The organism is Xanthomonas sp. 10-10, from assembly GCF_040182365.1.
Taxonomy (GTDB): Bacteria; Pseudomonadota; Gammaproteobacteria; order Xanthomonadales; family Xanthomonadaceae; genus Xanthomonas; species Xanthomonas arboricola_F.
Window position 1 is genome coordinate 4,841,195 of the sequence record NZ_CP144460.1, and the last position, 21,880, is coordinate 4,863,074.

Annotated in this window: 20 protein-coding genes and 1 pseudogene; 6 read left to right on the forward strand and 15 right to left on the reverse strand. The window is 66.0% G+C overall.

Translation table 11 applies throughout. The features are described from left to right. Positions 1-21 precede the first annotated feature (21 nt). The 7 genes from tssG to tssB form a co-directional block, all read right to left on the reverse strand. Entirely contained in the window at positions 22-1,062 is a 1,041-nt protein-coding gene (gene tssG / locus VZ068_RS20455; RefSeq protein ID WP_349656338.1) for a type VI secretion system baseplate subunit TssG, read from the reverse strand. Then, positions 1,026-2,909, reverse strand: a complete 1,884-nt coding sequence (gene tssF / locus VZ068_RS20460) for a type VI secretion system baseplate subunit TssF (RefSeq protein ID WP_259167207.1) — start codon at positions 2,907-2,909, stop codon at positions 1,026-1,028. Before tssF ends, tssG begins: the two co-directional genes overlap by 37 nt. A gap of 4 nt (positions 2,910-2,913) precedes the next feature. After that, positions 2,914-3,417: a type VI secretion system baseplate subunit TssE gene (gene tssE / locus VZ068_RS20465; RefSeq protein ID WP_259157432.1), complete on the reverse strand. Its 504-nt coding sequence runs from the start codon at positions 3,415-3,417 to the stop codon at positions 2,914-2,916. Positions 3,418-3,422: 5 nt separating this feature from the next. Continuing rightward, positions 3,423-4,217 (reverse strand): type VI secretion system accessory protein TagJ, encoded by a 795-nt coding sequence (locus VZ068_RS20470; protein WP_349656339.1) that lies wholly within the window; start codon positions 4,215-4,217, stop codon positions 3,423-3,425. 208 nt (positions 4,218-4,425) lie between these two features. Then, a complete protein-coding gene (locus VZ068_RS20475) occupies positions 4,426-4,929 on the reverse strand; it encodes a type VI secretion system tube protein Hcp (RefSeq protein ID WP_259167210.1) in 504 nt (167 codons plus the stop codon). An 83-nt stretch (positions 4,930-5,012) separates the two neighbouring features. Then, positions 5,013-6,506, reverse strand: a complete 1,494-nt coding sequence (tssC, locus tag VZ068_RS20480; protein ID WP_259167211.1) for a type VI secretion system contractile sheath large subunit — start codon at positions 6,504-6,506, stop codon at positions 5,013-5,015. Between the two features lie 4 nt (positions 6,507-6,510). Further along, positions 6,511-7,020: a type VI secretion system contractile sheath small subunit gene (tssB, locus tag VZ068_RS20485; protein WP_008572540.1), complete on the reverse strand. Its 510-nt coding sequence runs from the start codon at positions 7,018-7,020 to the stop codon at positions 6,511-6,513. A 290-nt stretch (positions 7,021-7,310) separates the two neighbouring features. Between tssB and tagK the strand changes: the two are divergent. Beyond that, positions 7,311-7,969 (forward strand): annotated as a pseudogene (tagK, locus tag VZ068_RS20490) (transcriptional regulator TagK). A gap of 143 nt (positions 7,970-8,112) precedes the next feature. On the opposite strand, the gene VZ068_RS20495 reads toward tagK, so the two are convergent. Further along, on the reverse strand, positions 8,113-8,559 hold the full coding sequence (locus VZ068_RS20495; RefSeq protein WP_259157464.1) for a universal stress protein: 447 nt from the start codon (positions 8,557-8,559) through the stop codon (positions 8,113-8,115). 188 nt (positions 8,560-8,747) lie between these two features. Next, a complete protein-coding gene (locus VZ068_RS20500; protein ID WP_349657769.1) occupies positions 8,748-9,329 on the reverse strand; it encodes a sugar O-acetyltransferase in 582 nt (193 codons plus the stop codon). Positions 9,330-9,773: 444 nt separating this feature from the next. Here VZ068_RS20500 and VZ068_RS20505 point away from each other — a divergent pair, with 444 nt between their 5' ends. Next, on the forward strand, positions 9,774-9,998 hold the full coding sequence (locus VZ068_RS20505) for a hypothetical protein (RefSeq protein WP_349657770.1): 225 nt from the start codon (positions 9,774-9,776) through the stop codon (positions 9,996-9,998). A 178-nt stretch (positions 9,999-10,176) separates the two neighbouring features. Here the strand turns inward: VZ068_RS20505 and uvrD are convergent, their stop codons facing one another. Both uvrD and VZ068_RS20515 read right to left on the reverse strand, forming a co-directional pair. Further along, positions 10,177-12,363 carry a DNA helicase II gene (gene uvrD / locus VZ068_RS20510; protein WP_259157476.1) on the reverse strand — a complete coding sequence of 729 codons (2,187 nt, stop codon included), beginning with the start codon at positions 12,361-12,363 and terminating at the stop codon, positions 10,177-10,179. Positions 12,364-12,947: 584 nt separating this feature from the next. Next, on the reverse strand, positions 12,948-14,336 hold the full coding sequence (locus VZ068_RS20515; protein ID WP_349656340.1) for an FAD-dependent oxidoreductase: 1,389 nt from the start codon (positions 14,334-14,336) through the stop codon (positions 12,948-12,950). Positions 14,337-14,502: 166 nt separating this feature from the next. Here VZ068_RS20515 and VZ068_RS20520 point away from each other — a divergent pair, with 166 nt between their 5' ends. Then, a complete protein-coding gene (locus tag VZ068_RS20520) occupies positions 14,503-14,898 on the forward strand; it encodes a VOC family protein (protein ID WP_259157484.1) in 396 nt (131 codons plus the stop codon). 10 nt (positions 14,899-14,908) lie between these two features. On the opposite strand, the gene cls is transcribed toward VZ068_RS20520, so the two are convergent. Then, entirely contained in the window at positions 14,909-16,327 is a 1,419-nt protein-coding gene (gene cls, locus VZ068_RS20525) for a cardiolipin synthase (protein WP_259167358.1), read from the reverse strand. Between the two features lie 10 nt (positions 16,328-16,337). After that, complete coding sequence (locus tag VZ068_RS20530; RefSeq protein WP_349656341.1) at positions 16,338-17,648, reverse strand: LysR family transcriptional regulator; 1,311 nt, start codon at positions 17,646-17,648, stop codon at positions 16,338-16,340. 101 nt (positions 17,649-17,749) lie between these two features. Between VZ068_RS20530 and VZ068_RS20535 the strand changes: the two genes are divergently transcribed. From VZ068_RS20535 to VZ068_RS20545, 3 genes are all read left to right on the forward strand, one after another. Then, the gene (locus VZ068_RS20535) at positions 17,750-18,421 is read left to right on the forward strand and encodes a 4-carboxy-4-hydroxy-2-oxoadipate aldolase/oxaloacetate decarboxylase (RefSeq protein WP_259157492.1); all 672 of its coding nucleotides are present in this window, start codon (positions 17,750-17,752) and stop codon (positions 18,419-18,421) included. After that, positions 18,414-19,469, forward strand: coding sequence for a 4-oxalomesaconate tautomerase (locus VZ068_RS20540; RefSeq protein WP_349656342.1), 1,056 nt, complete (start codon positions 18,414-18,416; stop codon positions 19,467-19,469). Before VZ068_RS20535 ends, VZ068_RS20540 begins: the two co-directional genes overlap by 8 nt. Positions 19,470-20,032: 563 nt before the next feature. Further along, positions 20,033-21,055: an amidohydrolase family protein gene (locus tag VZ068_RS20545; protein WP_349656343.1), complete on the forward strand. Its 1,023-nt coding sequence runs from the start codon at positions 20,033-20,035 to the stop codon at positions 21,053-21,055. Positions 21,056-21,404: 349 nt separating this feature from the next. On the opposite strand, the gene rpmG is transcribed toward VZ068_RS20545, so the two are convergent. Together rpmG and rpmB are read right to left on the reverse strand one after the other, a co-directional pair. Further along, on the reverse strand, positions 21,405-21,572 hold the full coding sequence (gene rpmG / locus VZ068_RS20550) for a 50S ribosomal protein L33 (RefSeq protein ID WP_002809462.1): 168 nt from the start codon (positions 21,570-21,572) through the stop codon (positions 21,405-21,407). 13 nt (positions 21,573-21,585) lie between these two features. Further along, positions 21,586-21,822 (reverse strand): 50S ribosomal protein L28, encoded by a 237-nt coding sequence (rpmB, locus tag VZ068_RS20555; RefSeq protein WP_002809459.1) that lies wholly within the window; start codon positions 21,820-21,822, stop codon positions 21,586-21,588. Positions 21,823-21,880 lie beyond the last annotated feature (58 nt).

Below are 21,880 nucleotides of genomic sequence, written 5' to 3' on the forward strand. Positions count from 1 at the left end.
GTGGCAGTGGTAGCGATGCGGTCAACCGGAGGGGTGAAGCACCACCTCGTCGGCGTCGGCGATGCTCCAGGCGCGGCGGCCGATCCAGGTATCCAGGCCCAGCCGGCTATTGCGCGCCAGCTGCGGGGTGGGCACCTCGTCGGCCTTGAGCAATAGCTGCAGCTCCCAGTCGAACTCGTCGCCCAGATAGCTGCGCACCGCGGCGGTAAGCTGGCGCAGCGCCTGGCCACCGGGCAGGAAGCGTTGAAATGCGATGCGCGGCAATGGCCCCAGCCGGATGCGCACGCGCTGTTGCGCACCGCGCACCTGTGCACCGACCACGCTATCCACACCCAGCCGCGCATTTCGTGGGCCCAGGCCTAGTTGGAACTGCGCACCGGCGGGAAGCCGCATCCATTCGGCAATGAATTCCTGCACCTGCACCGGCCAGTCGAACAGTTGCTGCAGCACGGCACGCAAGCCTTCCGGTGTGCGCGTGGCCGCGCCAAACCGGCCGGCGTGATAGCGGCGCGCTTCGTCCGGCAGCGCATCGCGCTCGCGCAGGTGTGGGCTGGCGATGCCCACCAGTGCATCCAGCCATGCGCGAAACTGATCGCTGGCTTCTCGCTCGGCCTGCACGCTGGGCTGCGCCTGCGCCCAGGCGCGATAGAACAGGCTGAGCATGCGGTGATGGAACACATCGGCAAACGCCGCAAAGGTGCCGTCCTTGGCTTGCTGCGCACGCTCGATGGCGTATTCGGTCAGGTGCAGCGGCAGCGGCGCGTTGGGGCCGAATAGCCCCAGAAACACGCCATACAAAGCCGCTGGTCGATCGCCGGTTGCCGGCACGTAACGCTCAAGCGCGCGCGGCGCGAAGGCCAGCGATGGCGTATGCCGCAAACGCAGCACATCGTCACTGGCGCGCGCCGATTCACCCAGGCGCGGCTGCTGCGGATGGCAACGCTCGATCGCGCGCAAGGCCGCGAACGGGGTGAAGTCCTGGATCCGGGTCTGCAGCGCCTGTGCCAGCGCGGCAGCACCGGTGCTCACAGGCGCGGTCGGGAGCCGGGCTGGGCTGGCCATCGTGCCACCTCGTTGCGTTCGGTGGTGCGCAACACGGTTTCGGTAAAGGAATTCACCGAAACGTAGCGCGCAAAGAAGTGCCGCAGTACCGAAGCCAGTAGAAACGCACCGGTGCCTTCGAAGGCTGCGTCTTCGCAGGTGAGCGTGATCTCCAGGCCGCGGCCGAAGGTGATCGGGCCGGGCACCGGAATCCGCCGCACGATCGGCGTGCCGGTAACCTGCTTGACCCCTTCGATCTGCCGCTGCGCCGAGGCATCGAACGGGTCGCAGTACAGGGTGAGGATCTCGCGCAGCGCCGCCGCACCGTTGGGTCCATCTTCGAACAGCGACAGGTAATTGAGCTGCAACTGGCTGAGCAGGCGCCACGCGGTCTGCCCGTCGGACACCGCCGGGCGCGGCTTGGTCGGCCCGGCCACGCAGCGCACGCTGCGCACCGGCACACCGCTGTCCATGCTGAAGTCGGTAGTGCCCTTGCCCACCGGCATGTGCAACGGCAGGTCGCGGTTGCTGCACCACAGCTGCAGCCCGAGCTGACGCAGGTTGCTGGCGCGGGCCTGGTCGTTGGCATCGACCAGGCTGACGAACACCTCGCTGCCTACGTAGCTGGAGCGCGCGCCATCGCGGCGTTGCCGCGCCGACAGTAGCCGTGGCTCGCGACGCATGCTGTAGAACGCGCCATGCCGCGCATGCCACGTGCGCGCATCGCCGCCATAGAACGCGGTGAAGCGTTGTTCCGGCTCCTGGCGATCGCCGAAGCCTTCCACCTCGCCCAGATGATGGATCTCGAAATCCATCGGCCGGGTGCGATCGGCCAGCACATGATATTCGTGCTGGCCGGCCTGCAGATGGATGCGATCGGCGCGGCGTTCGAACAGGTTGATGGCCGGCGTGCAGAACAGGGTGAAGTGTTCGGCGCTCACTGCGGCGGCCAGGCTGGGCACGCTGCGCGACAGCAGAATCACCACCTCGAAACTGGCGCCGTGCAGGCGACGCAACGCAGCGCGCAAACCGGTGAGTTCGGCAAACAGGAAGCGCTCCGGGCACGCGAAGTATTCCTGCAGCAAGCGGTAGCCACTGAAGGAGCGTCCGTCGTACGGAATCAGGCTGTCTTCATCGGCATAGCCGCGCATCTGTAACGCGTCGTCGCCCTGCAGCGTTTGCAATGGCGCTCCCTGCGCATCGCTGCCGCGCACCAGCACGGCGCTGGTGTCGGCATGCAGTTGTTCGTACAGCCGCTTGGGCAGGCCATCGGCACCGGCCAGGAACAGCGGCAACCGGTCCAGCGCCAGGCCTTGGGTCTGGGCACCGCCCACCAGCTCGAAGCGCAAGCGGATGCCGGCGCGCACGTTGCGCCCGGGCGGTAACGCGACGCCTGCCGCCGCCAACGCGGCCGGCGATTCCAGGTACTTGGCTTCGGCCAGCTGCAGCGGCCACAGCGTCACCGCATGCGCGGTGCGAAATTCGCAGGCGGTGCGCTCACCGGCGCCGATCAGGCTGCGCAGTGCGCTATGGCGCGGCACGCTGACACCGGCGCTCAGGCCGCTGTCTTTCAGGTCCGGCTGCAACTGCACCACCGCCATCGATGGCAGCGGCGCCAGGTAGTGCGGGTAGACCATTTCCAGCAGGTGCTGGGTGAAGACCGGGTACTGCGCGTCCAGCTTGAGTTGCACGCGCGCAGCCAAAAACGCAAACCCTTCGAGCAGGCGCTCCACATACGGGTCGGCGCATTCGAACGCATCCAGCCCCAGCCGCCCGGCGATCTTGGGATACTCGCGCGCAAACTCGGCGCCCATGTCGCGCACGTGCTGCAATTCGCGGGTGTAGTACGGGAGCAGGCGCGGGTCCATGGGATCAGCCGTGGCCCTCCATCACTTCAAGCCGGCCGGTTTCCAGGTCCAGTGCGGTCTTCAGATACAGGTTCAACGGCAGCGGCTGCGCCCACATCTCCGATTGAATGGTGAACAGCAGCGAGCGCTTGTCCATGCGCGCGGTGTCGGCATGCACGCTTACGCGCAAGGTGTCGGCGATCAGGCGTGGCTCGAAGGCCAGGATGGCGTCGCGAATGCGCTGCTGCAGCGCGGCCGCATCGATCCCGGACACGGCTGCGCCGGCCAGATCCGGGATGCCGAAGTTGAGCACCGAGCGACGGATCTGCGGATGCGCGTCCAGCGGCCGGCTGGTTTCCAGATTGACCGCGTTCAACAGCCACGACAGATCGCGGATCACGCACTCGCGCAGACGTGTGGCCGAGATCACGCGTTGCTCGCGGCTCTCTTCGCGCTGGCTGGGTGCGGCATCGGTGAGCCGGTCCAGCAGCGAGGGCTGCAGGCGTTCGGTGGTGGTGAGCTCGGCCATGAAGATCAATACGCGTCGAACTGCAGCTCGCGCACCTCGAGCAGCGCAACCTCGCGCGACTCGGTGCCGAGCATACGTTGGCCCAGGCCGATTTCGCCTTGCGCACCTTCGGTCCATTCGGTGCGGCGCGCCAGTTGCAGCTCGCCTGCATCCAGATGTTCGCTACCGGGATATCGCACCGGCATATACCCAAATACCTGGCCGCCATTGCGCCACAGCACGCTCACCGGCGCCCACACGGTGTCGCGCAGGTCCACCGGCGCTTCGAAGCGCAGCTGATGGATGTGCTGCAACGGTGCCCAGGCATAGTCGCTGTCGAGCATCAGTTCGATACATGGCCCGAAGCGTGCATCGGCATCGGACAGCCATTCGAAGCGCTCGCCATCGAGCACGCCCGCGCTTGCCGGTGCCAGTTCGAAGGCTTGCGCACGCAACGCGTTCGCCTGCGCGCCATGGCCTTGCGCCGATAGCCGCAGCGCCTGCAGATGCAGCGCCAGCCACTCGGCCGGCTCGCCGATCACGTGCGGCAAGTGGGTGCCGGCAAACACCTGCGCCCGTGTCTGTTCGCCCTGCAGCACGGTGAGATAGGTCTGCACCAACGGCTGGGTGGTGCCATCCAGCTCGCCGCAGGCACGCAACTGGTCGGCCGCACGCGACCACTGGCCCAGCACGGACAGCAGCTGAAACAGGAACACGCGCTGCGCAGCATCGGCCGGTTGCCGACGTACCTGCTGCACCAGCTGTTGCAATGCCTGCGCCGGCTCGCCACGGGCAAGCAGGGTCTGTGCGGTGGCATCCATCGCGCGTGTCCTTGTCGAAGAAGGTGGCGGTGTCATCGTCGACACCGCCGGTGATTGCATTGCAGGCATCGGGTACAGCAGCACACCCTCGCGCGCGGTTGCCGGAGAACCGAGGGCGACGCGATGCAGCCGGCATGAACGCGTGGCGCATGCCGATCTCCCATCCGCTTCGCTATCCGGCGATCTCGCACGCGGTCTGCGTGGCGCGTTATGCCTTGGCGACGCCCTGGATGTCGTAGGTGAACTCCTTCGCCCCGCCCTGCGCCGTGCCCTTGTCGTCCTGCGGCTGGAAGCCGTACTTGAACTTGCCGAAGTGCAGCGTCACGTTTTCGGTCAGCCGATCTTCGCCACCGGAGCCGCCGGTGGACAGCGAGGTGATCAGCACGCCTTCGCTCAGCTCGATCGTGAGAAAGTCGCTTTGCTCGCCGGTGGCGTTGGTGACGTACAGCCAGGCGTTTTCCACGCGTGCACCGGTGCACACTGCATCCAGCAGCGCGTTGGAGCAGCCGTCCACGTACTTGGTGATGGAAATGTCCTGCACGTGCGCCTTGCCGCCGCTGGCCGAACCTCCGCCGGTATGCAGGTCGCCGGAATTGCTCGCGCCCCACGACCACGCCAGGATCGGGATCTCGCCCTTATGTTTCTTGTGGTTGGACGCGCCTTCGATCTTGACCTTGCCGCTGCCGAACTTGATGTGCATGTCGAACGCCATGGAACTGCTCCTTCAATGAAAGTGACAACACAGGGGTGGCGCAACGCGCAGTGGCGTCGTGCCCGTGACGCGAATGCGTCGGATCAGGCCTTGGCGGCCGAGGGCAGGCGCGAGACCAACCGCAGCGATACGGTCAGGCCTTCCAGCTGGTAGTGCGGCTTGAGGAAGAACTTGGAGCTGTAATAGCCCGGCGCGCCTTCCACTTCCTCCACCACCACTTCGGCAGCGGCCAGCGGCTTGCGCGCCTTGGTTTCTTCGCTGGAGTTGGACGGGTCGCCATCGATGTACTGGGTCACCCAACGCGTCAGCCAGCTCTGCATCTGCTCGCGGTCGGAGAACGAGCCGATCTTGTCGCGCACGATGCACTTGAGGTAATGCGCAAACCGGCAGCACGCAAACATGTACGGCAGACGCGCCCCCAGTGCGGCATTGGCGGTGGCATCCGGGTCGTCGTATTCGTCGGGCTTGTTCAAGGACTGCGCGCTGATGAAGGCGGCCATGTCCGAGTTCTTGCGATGCACCAGCGGCATCAGGCCCATCTTGTCCAGCTCGGCCGAACGGCGGTCGGTGATCGCCACTTCGGTCGGGCACTTCATGTCCACACCACCGTCGTCGGTGGGGAAGGTATGCGTGGGCAAGCCTTCCACCGCACCGCCGGATTCGATGCCGCGAATGCGCGAGCACCAGCCGTACTGCTTGAACGAGCGGTTGATGTTCACCGCCATCGCATAGGCCGCGTTTTGCCAGGTGTATTTGCCGGAATCGGCGCCGGTGGTGTCTTCTTCGAAATCGAACTCGTCCACCGGGCTGGTGGCCGCGCCGTAGGGCAGGCGCGAGAGCGTGCGCGGCATCGCCAGACCGATGTACTTGGAGTCTTCGGACTCGCGCAGCGAGCGCCATGCGGCGTAATCGGGCGTGGAAAAGATCTTGGCCAGGTCGCGCGGGTTGGACAGCTCGTTCCAGTTGTCCATGCCCATCAGTTTGGGCGCGGCTGCGGCAATGAACGGGGCATGCGCGGCCGCGGCAACCTGTGCGATGCCGTTGAGCAGCTCCACATCCGGGGGGCTCTGGTCGAAGTAGTAATCGCCGACCAGACAGCCATACGGCTCGCCGCCGAGCTGACCGTATTCCTGCTCGTAGACCTTCTTGAAGATCGGGCTCTGGTCCCAGGCGGTGCCCTTGTAGCGCTTGAGCACCTTGCCCAGTTCCTTCTTGCTGATGTTCAGCACGCGGATCTTGAGCTGCTGATCGGTCTCGGTGTTGTTGACCAGGTAATGCAGGCCGCGCCAGGCGCCTTCCAGCTGCTGCAGATCGGCGTGATGCAGGATCTGGTTGAGCTGCTGGGTGAGCGTGCGGTCGATCTCGGCGATATAGGCCTTGATGGTTTGCGAGACGTCTTCGCTGACCACATCGCTGCGGTTGAGCACCTGCTCGGCGAGCGTGCGTACCGCCGCCTCCACTTCTTCCTTGGCGCGTTCGCTCTTGGGGCGGAACTCGCGATTGAGCAGCGCGGCAAAATCGCCATGCTCGCTGGTTTCGGTACTGCTGCTGGCCAGTGCGGCTTCGGTGGCGGACATGGCGTCAGGCTCCTTCCGGCTCGGAGGCCGGCTTGGCCGCCGATACCAGCGACTGCAGCAATGCCGGGTCGCGGATGGCATTGGCAATCAACTGCTCTGCGCCGGCCTTGCCGTCCATATAGGTGTCCAGGTTGGCCAGCTGCGTGCGTGCCTCGAGCAACTTGGCCAGCGGCGCGACCTTGCGCGCAATGGCGGCCGGCGAAAAGTCGTCCATGCTTTCGAAGGTGATATCCACCGCCAGCTCGCCTTCGCCGGTGAGCGTATTGGGCACCTTGAACTGCGCGCGCGGGCGCATCGACTGCAGGCGGCTGTCGAAATTGTCGACATCGATCTCCAATGCCTTGCGCTCGTCCAGCGACGGCAGCTCGCCGGCGTTGGCGCCGGACAGGTCCGACATCACGCCCATCACGAACGGAATCTGCACCTTCTTCTGCGCGCCGTAGACCTCCACGTCGTATTCGATCTGCACGCGTGGCGCCCGGTTGCGGGCGATGAACTTCTGACTGCTGGCCATGCCTGATCTCCGATTGAGCTTGCCCGTTGCGCCAACGTGCGGAGCACGTGCGCTGTCTTGTGGCCTGGATATCGCCGGCCCGGCCGATCGCCTGGAGCCTGCGTGCGACGCCGGTGCTGCGGGCCTGCCCGCAACTGCCGCACCACGCGGACCCAAGCGACAGGCCGTGCGATGACGCCTCTTCAGCGTTGCGGCGAGTCTAGGAATGCCCCTGCACGCTCACCCGACAAATCGTCTCAATCGTGCCGATGCGTGATGCGCGGCCGACTTCGTGAAAGAAACGTGATGGGTTGGCGATGCTTTTTTCGGTTGATCAAAGGACAGGCCCCGGGGAGTGGGCCGCAGGCAGTACCGCATGAGCATCAGCTACTACAGCGCCATCGTTCCGCAAGCGGCCCCGACCATGGAGGCGCATGCGCCGCTGATGATCGATCTGCTGGCCTATATCGAGCAGCACATCGGCGAGGCCGAGCTCGGCACCGAGTCGTTGCAACAGGCGTTCGCGCTGTCGCGCGCCTCGTTGTATCGGCTGTTCCAGTCGCGTGGCGGCGTGGCCAGCTATATCCGCGAGCAGCGCCTGTGCACGGCGCACCGTTATCTGCAGGCGTATCCGGAGTGCAGCCTGACCTGGCTGCTGTACGAAATGGGGTTTGCCTCGGAGCGGCAGTTCCAGCGCGCCTTCCAGCAACGCTTCGGCATGCCGCCGATGCAGTGGCGCCGCCAATGCCGTGCCACGCCGCACGCACCGGCACCGCGCCGCGGCCACTACATGCCGATGTGGCGCTTCATGCGCGAACTGAACCACGAGGTGCTGCCCGAGCGCGCATCGCTGCGCCATGGTGTGCTCACGCCCACCGCAGGCTCGCCGCTGGTGCATGCCGAAGCGCTGCGCCGGCTCGCCCGGCCGGCGCCACGCTTTGCCGCGCAGTTGGAACCGATGGAGGGCTAAGCGCAGTGGTTGCGTAGGAGCGCACCTGGGCGCGATGCGGCATTCCCAGTAGCGCCACGTCGCGCCCGGGTACGCTCCTGCATGAAACGACGCGATGGGTCGCCTGCGTACCTGCTCATCAACGCGTTCGTACCACGTCGGCCTCAGCGAATTACCAGGACCGGAATCGTGCTGTGCGTGAGCACTTCCACCGTCTGGCTACCGAGCAGCATGCGGCGCACGCCACGTCGCCCATGCGAGGTCATGATGATCAGATCGCTTTTGCATTCTTCGGCGGTCTGCACGATGCCTTCTGCCGCGAAGCGGTCCAGCACATGCCGTGACGTGGCCTTGATATTGGCGGCTGCCGCCAGTTCCAGCGCAGGACGCAGGATCTTCTCGGCAGCGGCTTCGCGCTCGGTGCGGTATTCCGGACTCGCCTCGTACCCCACGCTCCAACCCATCGCGTCATACATGCCCATCGCCCACGGCTCGGACACGGTGACGATGTCGACCTTGGCACCGGTGGCCTTGGCCAGTTCCAGCCCTTGAAACAAGCCGCGATGCGACAACTCGGATGCATCGATGGCGATGAGAATACGTTTGTACATGGTGACCTCCTGCAAAGATGGCATTGCTGCCGTTTGTGGTGCCGGACTCACGGTGACAGGCGCTGGTGCTGGTTGCCTTGATGTGGATCAATGCTGCAAAGGCTGGCGTGGCACTTAATGTTGTTCTGCTACGCCGTGCACTGCATGCAAGGCCGATCACAGCGCATGCAGCGCGTCGTTCAATCCGCTCAATCCGTCGCCGCGGCATCCGGATCGGGCCGCATTCCTCGCACACGCGCGGGGTTGCCCACTGCCGTCGCACTCGCCGGCACGTCGCGGGTGACCACCGCACCGGCGCCGATCAATGCATCGTCGCCAATGCTCACGCCCGGCAGGATGATGGCCCCGCCACCGATCCACACGTTGCGCCCGATACGGATCGGCTTCCCGAATTCCAGGCCGCTGGCACGCCCCACGGCATCACGCGGGTGATCGGCAGCGTAGATCTGCACGCCGGGGCCGATCTGCGTGCCGTCGCCAATGCTCACCTCGCAGATATCCAGGATCACGCAGTTGAAGTTGAGGAACACGCCCGCACCCAGGCGGATGTTGTAGCCGTAGTCGCAATGAAACGGCGGGCGGATGACCGCGCCCGCCCCGACCTCGGCCAACCGCTCACGCAACAGCGCATGTCGCTGCGCGGCAGTCTGCAAGGCCGCTGCGTTGTAACGCACCATCCAATCGGCAGCGGCCGCCTGATCGGCCTGCAGCTCGTCGTCGGCAGCGTTGTACAGCTCGCCTGCCAGCATTTTGTGTTTTTCAGTGCGCATCGGGCGGTGTGTCTTCATGCAGTCGGTTCGACCGCAGCGTGTCACGAAAGCTGCGGTGAATGCATCGGGCAGCGCACAACAGCGCGGAGCAGTCTGGGTCTGTCGACCTGATTCCTGGCCCGCCCAATCTCCGTGCCAGAACGGCAATTTGCCGGTCCGCCCCTCGTAGCGCTAAAGAGGGTAGAGAGTCGTTGTCGGGAGGGTATGGACCGCGCGCAGGAGCCGCAACGATGGCGTTGGCAGCGGGATAGTTGATACTTTCTGGAACATTGCGGTTCTATGCCATGCTAGTTCAAGGATGACACCATGAAGAAGCTTCTTTACCTCTGCCTGGCCACACTGCTCGCGATCTGCTGCAGTGCACCCGCCCATGCCACCTCGAGCCTGTCCTTCGAAGGCGGCGGTTACGCAATGACGTTTGAAATCGGCCACGATGGTCGTCCCGTGATCGCCAGTATCCATTTCTATGCGCCGGGCGATAGCAAAGGCGTTCCATTGCAGAACGACTTCCAGGTCAAGACGTTCGATACCAAGCGCAGGGTATTGCGGCTGATTTACCCGGGCGGCGACCAGGATGCGCCACCATTTACGCTGGTCGTGCTGGCGAACAAGTCGACGCTCACCATACATGGCAAGCGCATCAACTCCACCTTCAGCTGGGAGATGTAGGCGTACGACGACGAAGTCGCTGCAATGCCTTCACTCCACTCCAGCGGCAAGCAGTGAGGAAATCTCGGCGCGTTTGATCAACTCCGACATCAACCTGCTCTGCCTCCCTACCGATAGCTCACCGACGTGCCATCGTCGCTTCCCCCAGATCCAGGATTGCCGGTGATGCAGGGACGAGCTACACCACCGTCAAATTCGCGTACGCCATCACCAGCCACTTGGCACCGACTTCATCGAACTGCACCTGCACGCGGGCATGCGCACCGGCGCCTTCGTAGTCGACGACCACGCCGCCACCGAAGGTAGGGTGCTCGACGTTGGCACCGAGTTTGATCGGCGCGGTCTCCACGATTCCGTGCACCGGGCCGCCACGCGCTGCGCCCAGCGAGGCGGTGCGCGAGACCTGCACCTTGGGGCGCACTTCGTTCAACAACTCGCGTGGAATCTCGCGCAGGAACCGCGACGGGACGTTGTAGTTGTCCTGGCCGTGGATGCGTCGCGATTCGGCGTAGCACAGCACCAGCTTCTGGCGCGCGCGGGTAATGCCCACATACGCCAGGCGCCGCTCTTCTTCCAGCCGGCCGCTTTCTTCCAGCGAACGCGCGCTCGGGAACAGGCCATCTTCCAGGCCGACCAGAAACACGATGGGGAATTCCAGACCCTTGGCCGAATGCAGCGTCATCAGCTGCACGCCTTCTTCGCCGGCCTGTGCCTGGCCTTCGCCGGCTTCCAGCGAGGCGTAGGCCAGAAACGCGACCAGCTCGGTCATGCCCTGGCTGTCTTCGTCATCGGGCCGAGTGAAGCGCGAGGCCACCGACACCAGTTCGTCCAGGTTCTCGGTGCGCGATTCCGAATCCAGCCCGCCGCGGCTTTCCTTGGCCCAATGCTCGCGCAGGCCCGAGCGCATCAGCACATGGTCGATGCGTTCGGCCAATTCCATTTCGCCGGTTTCGGCGTGCAGCTGGCCGACCAGGCTCAGGAAGGTGGCCAAGGCATTGCGCGCACGTGCGGCCAGACCGTTTTCCTGCGTGGCCAGCATCGCCGCTTCCCACAACGACAGCGCGTTGGCGCGTGCCAGGCGGCGCACTTCGTCCAGCGTACGGTCGCCGATGCCGCGCGTGGGCGTATTGACCGCGCGCTCGAACGCGGCGTCGTCGCTGCGATTGGTGAGCAGGCGAAGGTACGCCAGCGCATCCTTGATTTCGGCACGCTCGAAAAAGCGCATGCCGCCGTACACGCGGTACGGCAATTGCTCGGAAATCAGTGCCTCTTCCAGCGCGCGCGACTGCGCGTTACTGCGATACAGCACCGCCACTTCGCCGTAGCTGCCGCCGTCGCGCACCCACTGGCGCGCGCGCTCCACCGCGTAGCGCGCCTCGTCGACCTCGTTGTAGGCCGCGTACAGATCGATCGGGTCGCCATCGCCGGAATCGGTCCACAGCTGCTTGCCGATGCGGTCCGGATTGTGCGCGATCACCGCATTGGCCGCGCCCAGGATGTTGGCGCTGGAGCGGTAGTTCTGCTCCAGCCGCACGGTCTGGGCGCCGGGGAAATCCTTGAGGAACTTCTGCACGTTCTCGACCTTGGCACCGCGCCAGCCATAGATGGCCTGGTCGTCGTCGCCGACCACGAACACGTGCCCGGTCTCGCCGGCGAGCACGCGCACGAAGGCGTACTGGATGGCGTTGGTGTCCTGGAACTCGTCGACCAGGATCTCGCGGAAGCGCGCACGGTAATGCGCCAGCAAGGCCGGAGTGTCGCGCAGCAGTTCGTGCGCGCGCAGCAGCAGCTCTGCGAAATCCAGCAGGCCGGAGCGGTCGCAGCGTTCCTGGTAGGCCGCGTACACCTGCCGGCGTACCTCGGTCCAGTCGTCGTTGGGCTCGGGCTGGATATGCTGCGGACGGCGGCCCTCGTCCTTCTGCTCGTTGATCCACCAGCTCATCTGCTTGGGCGGATACTTGCTCTCGTCCAGTTCCAGCGCCTGCACCACGCGCTTGACCAGCCGCAGCTGGTCGTCGCTGTCCATGACCTGGAAGCCTTCGGGCAGCCGCGCGTCCTGCCAATGCAAACGCAGCAGCCGATGCGCCAGCCCGTGGAAGGTGCCGATCCACATGCCGCGGCTGCCGTTACGCAACTGCAGGTCGGTGCGGTGGCGCATTTCGCCGGCGGCCTTGTTGGTGAAGGTCACCGCAAAGATGCCGTGGTTGGGCACGCCCTGGACTTCGTTGAGCCAGGCGATGCGATGGATCAGCACGCGCGTCTTGCCGGAGCCGGCGCCGGCCAGCACCAGGTAATGCCCCGGCGGCGCGGAAACGGCCTCGCGCTGGGCGGGGTTTAAATGATCGAGCAAATGAGAGACATCCACCGGCGCATTTTACCGGTTGTGGCGTCGCTGCGGCTGAGATTGCGATGAAGCGGTTGGGATTGCTGCCCCCATCCGCCCTTCGGGCACCTTCCCCCGCAGGCGGGAGAAGGGAGAAGGCAGGCCGCTGGTTGCTCTGTCACCTACAAGAGAAGGCAGGCCGCTGGTTGCTCTGTCACCTGCAAGAGAAGGCAGGCCGCTGGTTGCTCTGTCACTTACAAGAGAAGGCAGGCCGCTGGTTGCTCTGTCACCTGCAAGAGAAGGCAGGACATTGGTTGATCTGCCGCTTGCGAGAGAAGCCAGGACGTTGATTACTCTGCCGCTTGCAGGAGAAGCCAGCACGTTGGTTGTTTTCCCGCCTGCAAGAGAGCGCAGGCAGATGCTCGCCGTGGCAGAGCCCCTCTCCCGCCTGCGGGAGAGGGGTTGGGGTGAGGGCACGAGGCGCAGCCACGACGCAGTGCATGCGGGTCACCCGAGGCTTTGCTCGCACCCTCATCGGGCGCTAAGGGTCGCCTTCGCCCATCGAAGAGGCCAATGTCGCGGCCGGAGAAGCCAGCCAAGCTGCTTTTCCTGTCCCCACACGCCTATCAGCGCTCCAGCAGCACATCGCGCGCGATCGCCGCTGCCTGCTCACGCAACTCCGGCACCGCCAGGCTCTCCCACAGCGCGCCGATGCGCAGGCTGCCGATCACCCGCAAGCGCGCGTTCGTCTGACCGTCGGCATCGATCAGGCTGCCATCGGCAGCGGTGTCAACGCCGATGCCGTGCGGGCCGGCCATCGCGATGCCTTGCCCCAGCAACTGCTGCAGCAACGGGTTTCGCATCGCCTGCACGCGCATTTCCACGCCGGTGGCATTGACCAGCGTCTGCACGTCCAGCTGCAATGCATGCCCGGCACGGGCAGCGCCCGCACTCACGCGCACGCATGCACCGACCTCAAATGCCACATCCAGCCGCGCGCGATGCAGCTGCAGTTGCCCGCGCGCCTGCATCGCCTGCAACTGCGCATGCACCGGTGCGGCAATGCGATGGCGATGCACATCCCAGTAACGCACCACATGCCGCAGGAAACGGCGCTGATCGGCTACGGACAAGGTTTGCCACAAGGCCTGGCTCAAGGGCCGGATGCGTTCCATCACCCCCTGCCACGGCAGCCCCTGCGCCAGCGCCAGGCGGGCGTGCCGGCGCAACGCGCGCATGCGCGCACGCAACGGCAGCGCCAGCAGCGATTGCGGGTCGAACGCGGCCACCGCGCCATGCGCATGCGGCAAGGGCAACAACCCGTGCCGCGACACCACATGCACCGCGCCGCGATGGGCCTGCGCAGCCAGCGTCACCACCGTGTCGGCCATGCTCAGGCCGGAGCCGACGATGCACACCGCGGCGTCCTGCGGCAACGCGGCCACCGCCTCGGTGTCCCAGGCCTCCACCCGCTGCGCAGCCGACAGGCCGGTGGCGCCACGCAGCGGCAACGGGCGCAGCGCGTTGCCAACCGCAAGCACCACTGCGGCGGCCTGCAGCGTATGCCCGTCGTCCAGGTGCAACAGCGCACCGTCTGCGTTGGGCTGCAAGGTCTGCACGCGTGCGGTACGCACGACCAGGGCAGCAGGGCTGGTCGCACGCGCGGCCTGCAGACGGTCGCGCAGATAAGGCGCGTAATGCCTGCGCCCGACGAACTGTTGCGGCAGCTGCGTATCGTCCAGCTCCGGGCAAGATGCGTGCGCACGCAGATAGTCGACAAAATCCTGCGGCGCATCCACCAGCGCACTCATGCGCGCGGCCGGCACATTGAGCAGGTGTTCGGGACGCGTGGTGGAGTACGCCACGCCCTCGCCCAGCAACGGGTGCGGCTCGATCAAGACGATCCGTCGCGGCTCTGCGGCCTGACGCAACAGTTGCAGCGCCACCAGCACACCGGATGCGCCACCGCCGACGATGGCGATCGTTGCATCGCCGGGATCACGCACTGGATTCATTGCGGCATTGTAGGCGATGGCTGCGCCGGACCCCCGATCGCCGCGTCCCGGCTGCGCAGACGCCTCGCCGGCCGGCCCTGGGCTTGCCAGGTTTCCACGCGCCCAGCATCACCAGCGCTTACGATTGGCTGCGCACGCTCGGCAAAGGCCCTGGGAGGCCCACAGCATGTCTGTTGCATTGGTCAGGCTCATCGTCTACGTCCACGATGTCGCGGCAATCAAGGCCTTCTACCAGGCCCATTTCTCACTCCCCGTCCTCGAAGAGATCGCCGATCAGTGGGTCGTCCTGGCCGCAGGGCAGATCGAGCTGGCGCTGCACCTGGTCGGCGACAGCTACCGCCAGTTGCCGGCATCGCCGGCATCCGACCCGCCACGGCCGGCGGCAGGCTCCACCACGAAGCTGGTGTTTGCCATCACCTCGGACCTGGCGGCCCATCGCGAGCAACGCCGCAGCGCAGGCGTCCCGGTGGGCGAGCTCAAACGCTACGCCGGCTTTGCTTACCAGATGTACGACGGCCGCGACCCGGAGGGCAACGTCTTCCAGGTGATGCGCCTGGACTGACGTAAGGCCGCTACATCAATGCATCGGCCAGGCGTGCGATGCCTTCGCGGCTGCGGCGCCAGGCCGGACGGCGGCGCCACTGTTCCAGGTCCAGCGCACGCGCATTGGCCAGATAATCCTGTTCGATCTCGCGTAGCCGCTGCACCACGCCCCGGTCGTAGCAGAGCATGCCGATCTCGGCATTGAGCGCGAACGAGCGGATGTCCAGATTGATCGAGCCGACCAGGGCGATGTCCTGGTCCATGCTCAGATGCTTGGCATGCAGGAAGTGCGGACGGTATAGCGCAATCTTCACCCCACAGCGCAGCAACTCCTCGAAATACGCTTCCTGCGCCCATGCCGCCAGGACCTGGTTGTTGCTCTCCGACAGGATCAGCTGCACATCCACGCCCGAGACCGCGGCGATGCGTAGCGCACTCAGCAAGGCTTCGTCGGGAACGAAGTACGGCGTCACCAGCACCACCTTGCGCCGCGCCAGATGGATCACCGCATTGATCGCATCACGCGCGTTTTCGAACGGATATGCCGGCCCGCTGGGCAACAGCTGGGTGGCGATGTTGGCCTCACATACCGGCGCATCCGGCCAGACATCCAGCCGCTGGCCGGTTTCGGTGAACCAGTCGCTGGCGAACACCGCTTCCAGATGATTGACCACCGGCCCGCGCACACGCGCCACCAGCTCGCGATTGGGCACACCGTCGATGAAGCCGGCGTCGGCCAGATTCTGCGAGCCGACAAAGCCCACCTGGTTGTCGATCACCGCGATCTTGCGGTGATTGCGCAGATCCATGCGCCCGCTGCGGCGCCAGCGCAGGCCACCGGGCAGCACCGCCAACACCTCGATGCCCTCGGCCTGCAGGCGCTTGCGATAACGCCGCAGGCCGCGCTTGGCGCCCACTGCATCGAGCAGCACGCGGCAGCGCACGCCGCGCGCGCTTGCCCGTTGCAACGCTGCCACCACCGCATCGCCCACCGCATCGTCGAACATCAGGTAATACAGCAGATGCACGCGCTGTTCGGCTGCATCGATCGCAGTGATCAGGGCCTGCAGCGACTGCGCGTAGTCGTCGAGCAATTCCACCGCATTGCCCAGGGTCGGCATGAAATCGCCCTGCCGTTCGATCAGCGGCACCACCTCGGCGCTGCTGGTATCGGCCTGCGGCGTCCAGCGCAACGCATGCAAGGGAAGCTGCTGTTCGCGGATCACCTGCGAAGCGGTGGCCTGTCGCTCCACGCGCAGCCGCGACACCCACGGTTGGCCGAGCAGCAGATACAGCGGCAGGCCGGCCACCGGCACAAACCCGATCAGCAACAACCAGCTGCGCGCCGCGCCTGGCGTGGTGCGGCTGGGAATCCATAGCAGCGCGGCCAGGCGGATCGCCCAGTCCAGTGCCAGCAGCCAGGTACCTTGCGACCAGTCGGGCATCAGCGCTCCATGTTCATGAGGAAGCCGATTCTGACCCGGCTGCGGGTAAACGCAACGGCGCAGTGCCCGCCGGCTGGATGCAATGGCGAAACGGGCCGGCATCTGCCGACCCAGGATGCACGCGCTCGGCGCACACCTGCCGCAGCGTCTGCACGAAGGCGGTCTGCGCACGCGTGGGGTGCCAGTCGCTGCGCGTGGTCATGCCGATCTGCCGACGCAAGCGCGGCCCGGCGCTGCCGATCTCGCGCAACAGGCCGGCGCGGCGCTCGAACAGGAACTGGTCGCGCGACATCAGGGTCAGCCAGTCGTCTTCCAGCAGCAGCCCGCGCACGGTGAGCTCCGCACCGCATTCGATGCGTAGCGGCGGCGGCTGCAGCTGCCGATCGCGGAACATGCGCTCCCAGCGCTCACGCACCGGCGTGCCCGCTGCGGCCATCACCCATGGGTAGTCGAGCAGCTGCGCAAAGGCGTACGCCTTGCCGGCCAACGGGTGCCCGCTGCGCGCCACGATCACCGGCTCGTCGTCGAACAGCGGCTCCTGCAGCACGTCGCGCACCGGCAACGGGTCGCGTAGCGCACCGATCAGCAGGTCCAGCCCGCCCTCGCGCAGATGCGCCAGCAACTGCGCATACGGGGCTTCGACCACGCTGATGCTGGCGGCCGGGTGCGCACGCGCAAACCGCGCCAGCGCCTGGGGCAACAGGATCGCCCGCGCCAGCGGCATCACTCCCACCACCACCCGCCCGGCATCGTGCGAGCGCAGGGCGGCCACTTCGTCGAGCGCGGCGCGCACCTCCGCCAGCGCCAGCCGCACCTGCCGCAGCAGCCGCTCCGCCACCGGCGTGGGCTGCATCGCCTTGCCGCGGCGCATGGTCAGCGGCACCTCGATCACATCGGCCAGTGCCTGCACTGCGCGGTAGACCGCCGGCTGCGACACGCCCAGTTGCACCCCCGCCAGCGAATAGCTGCCTGCCACGTCCACCGCCACCAGCGCCTGCAGCTGTCCCAGCGACACCCGCCGCTCCAGACCGGGCCGCGCCGGCAACCGCAGCGCACGTCGCGCCACCCGGATGCCACGGTCCAGATGCGCCAGCGCGCGCGCGATCCGCGGTACCACCAACTGGGTGGCCTCGGTGGCGGCCATGCCGCCAGGCTGCCGCTCGAACAGCCGCACGCCCAGTTGCTGTTCCAGGCGGGCCACCGCCTGGGTCAGGGCCGGCTGCGACAGATTCACCTGCGGCGCCGCCGCACTGATGCTGCCAAGCCGGTGCACCACGACCAGGGCATACAGATGGCGCAGGTTCGGTTCGGGCATCGGCGGCATGCTCTAACTATAAGCAAAACCAATACGCATACCTCAAATGAATGTTGAGCTGGTTGACTCTTGCCGCTCAGACTCCGCGCAGCACTAACGAGGATGGATGGATGAGCCAGGTCGTCACCCAGGTTGCGCGCACCCCGATCGCCCTCGCGGACGGCCTGGCCCAGGCCGGCGTTGCCACGGTGCACGAGGCGCAGGGCCGCAGCGGCCTGTTGCATCACCGGTTGCGCCCGATCTACGCCGGCTGCCGCGTCGCCGGCACCGCCGTCACCGTCTCGGTTCCCCCGGGCGACAACTGGATGATGCACGTCGCCATCGAGCAACTGCAGCCCGGCGACGTGCTGGTGGTGGCGCCTACCAGCGACTGCTGCGACGGATACTTCGGCGATCTGCTGGCCACCTCGGCGCAGGCGCGCGGCTGCCGCGGGCTGATCATCGATGCCGGCGTACGCGACGTGCGCGACCTCACCGCCATGCAATTCCCGGCCTGGAGCCGCGCCGTCTGCGCGCAGGGCACCATCAAGGAGACGCTGGGCTCGGTCAACGTACCGCTGGTCTGCGCCGGACAGCTTGTCCAGCCAGGCGATGTCGTGGTGGCCGACGACGATGGCGTGTGCGTGGTGCCGCGCGCCACGGCGGCAGAGGTATTGGCCGAAGCGCAGGCCCGCGAAGCGCGCGAACTGATCAAGCGCGAGCGCCTGGCGCGCGGCGAACTGGGCCTGGATATCTACGCCATGCGCGAGCGTCTGGCCGCCAAGGGCCTGCGCTATGTCTGAGCAGGTGCGCGCGATGTGGATGCGCGGCGGCACCTCCAAGGGCGGCTTTTTCCTGGCCGAGGACTTGCCCGTCGACACCGCCGCACGCGATGCATTCCTGCTGCGCGCCTACGGCTCGCCGGACCTGCGTCAGATCGACGGCATGGGCGGCGCCGACCCGCTCACCTCCAAGGTCGCGGTGGTGTCGCGCTCCACACGCGCCGATGCCGATGTGGACTACCTGTTCTTGCAAGTGGCGGTCGAGCAGGCGCAGGTCAGCGATGCGCAGAACTGCGGCAACATGCTGGCCGGGGTGGCCCCGTTCGCGCTGGAACGCGGCCTGCTGCCTACTCGCGACGGGCAGACCGACGTGCGCATCTTCATGCGCAACACCGGCACCCTGGCAACGGCCACCGTGCGCACGCCCGGTGGCCGGGTCACTTATGCGGGCGACGCGCGCATCGACGGCGTGCCGGGCACGGCCGCGCCCATTGCCTTGGCATTCGCCGGGATTGCGGGCGCTTCCTGCGGCACGCTGTTGCCGAGCGGGCACGCCGTGGACACGCTCGATGGCGTGGCGGTAACGCTGATCGACAATGGCATGCCATGCGTGGTGATGCGCGCCGGCGATCTCGGGATCAGCGGGTATGAAGATCGCGCCACACTGGATGCGCACGAGGTTCTCAAGGCGCGGCTGGAGTCCATTCGCCTGCAGGCCGGCCCCCTGATGCAGCTGGGCGATGTCGGCGCCGCGACCGTGCCGAAGATGATGCTGGTGGCCGCGCCGCGCAACGGTGGCGCGATCAGCGTGCGCTCGTTCATCCCGCACCGCTGCCATGCCTCGATCGGCGTGCTCGGCGCCGTCACCGTCGCCACGGCCTGCCTGCTGCCGGAGTCGCCCGCGCATGCACTGGCGCTGCTGCCGGGCGGCAGCATCCAGCAGTTGGAGGTCGAGCACCCCAGCGGGACGACTGGCTGCGTCATCGAACGCGACGCACACGGCGCGGTGGTACGCGCCGCAGTCGTCAGGACTGCACGCAAGTTGTTCGATGGGGTGGTGTTTGGGTGAGCGTCGTTGCCAGCATCGGGCGGGCTTAGCGACCTCAACCCCGCCTGAGCAGGCGCGTTGTGGTGCGCACCCTGCAAGCACGCGATCGTCGGTGCGCTGCCGGCGTCGCCCGCACCGCGATGCACACGCGCGCGTGCGACGCTGCGGATCGTGTCTCCGCGCAATGCCCCCCGCATCGCGGCAACGTCTTGCCTGTCCGGCGCATGTCGGGTGGTTTCGCTGCATAGGCAGCGCGGATCGGGTGCCGGTCGCGCCCGGGTGCGCTCCTACGTGGTGGGCGCATCGCGCTGCCTGGGGTGCAGGGTGAGACAGGTCACGCTGCACCCGCGGCACGCGCAGCCAGACGCGTCGTCGTCAGACCGTCGCACACCGCCCGAAATACGTTCCGGAGCTGCGCTCGTCGATGTGGATGACGATGACGATGACGATGACGATGACGCACAGGCTCAGCGACCACACTCGACTGGCGGCCGCGCATGCACAGCGTCGACCGCCACCGCGCGCTGCATGCGTTCGCCAGACTGCGTGCGCCGGTTCCGATTCGCACTTCAACGAGCATTGCCATGATCATCGACTGCCACGGCCACTACACCACCGCACCGGCTGCACACGATGCGTTTCGCAAGGCGCAGATTGCCCATTACAACGACGCAAGCCTGCCGGTGCCGGCCTATCCGCACATTTCCGACGATCAACTTCGCGAAAGCGTCGAACAGCATCAATTGCGCCTGCTGCGCGAGCGCGGTGCGGACATGACGATCTTCTCGCCACGTGCCAGCACCATGGCGCACCACATCGGCGATGAAGCGGTGAGCCAGGTGTGGACGCGGCATTGCAATGACCTGATCGGGCGGGTGGTGCAGCTGTATCCGCACACCTTTATTGGCGTGTGTCAGCTACCGCAGTCGCCGGGCGTGTCGATCGCACAGTCGATCAAGGAGCTGGAACGGTGCGTCACCGAGCTCGGGTTTGTCGGCTGCAACCTCAATCCCGACCCGTCCGGCGGCCACTGGACCGGCCTGCCTTTGACCGATCGCGCCTGGTACCCGTTCTTCGAAAAAATGGTCGAGCTGGATGTGCCGGCAATGGTGCACGTCTCGGGCAGTTGCAATGCCAATTTCCACGCCACCGGCGCGCACTACCTCAATGCCGACACCACCGCGTTCATGCAGTTTCTGGAAGGCGACCTGTTCGCTGATTTTCCGCAGCTGCGCTTCATCATCCCGCACGGTGGTGGCGCCGTTCCGTATCACTGGGGCCGCTTCCGCGGCCTGGCCGACATGTTGGGCAAACCGCCGTTATCCACGCACGTGATGCGCAATGTCTTCTTCGACACCTGCGTGTACCACCAGCCCGGCGTCGACCTGCTGTTCGAAGTCATCGACATCGACAACATCCTGTTCGGCTCGGAAATGGTCGGCGCGGTGCGCGGTATCGACCCGCAGACAGGTCACTACTTCGACGACACCAAGCGTTACATCGACGCATTGGCGATTTCCGATGCCGACAAACGCAAGGTGTTCGAAGGCAACGCGCGGCGGGTGTACCCGCGCCTGGACGCACAGCTGCGTGCGCGGGGACTGTAGCGGTGCTGCCTTCTCCCATCGGGAGAAGGTGCCCCGCAGGGGCGGATGTGGGGCGCCTCGGAGAGCGGTCACCGCCTGCGACGTCAAACGCGTCGCCAAGCGCCTTCAGAAGTAAAACACCGACTGCTTCGCCTCGAACTGCAAACTGCTAGCGGTGCGTGCAATCGGAAAAACGACGTCTCGCTCCCTTCCCCCATCGGGAGAGGGTGCCCCGCAGGGGCGGAGGTGGAGTGGCCCAGGAAGTGCGCGTACTTAAACCATTGTTGCGATCAAACCCCGCAACACTCCACAAACGCAAACACCCGCCTTTCGGCGGGTGCTTGCTGGATACAGATCGGTAATCGGTGGATTACTTGATCTTGCCTTCCTTGTACATCACGTGCTTACGCACGACCGGGTCGTATTTCATCATTTCCATCTTCCCCGGAGTGTTTTTCTTGTTCTTGTCCGTGGTGTAGAAGTGGCCGGTAGCGGCCGAGGAAATCATACGAATCTTGTCACGCTTGCCTTTTGCCATGACTGCTTACTCCTCAGACCTTTTCGCCGCGCGCACGCAGCTCTTTCAGAACGGCATCGATCCCGTTCTTGTCGATGGTGCGCAATGCATGCGCGGAGACACGGAGCTTCACCCAGCGGTTTTCGCTGGCGACCCAGAAACGGCGCTCGTGCAGGTTGGGCAGGAAGCGACGACGGGTTCTGTTGTTTGCGTGGGAGACGTTGTTACCCGTCTGCACACGCTTGCCGGACACTTGGCATACGCGGGACATTACGCACCTCGATAAATGAATTGCCACCCATAGCCTGGGGAGCGGCGGCCCCGACAGC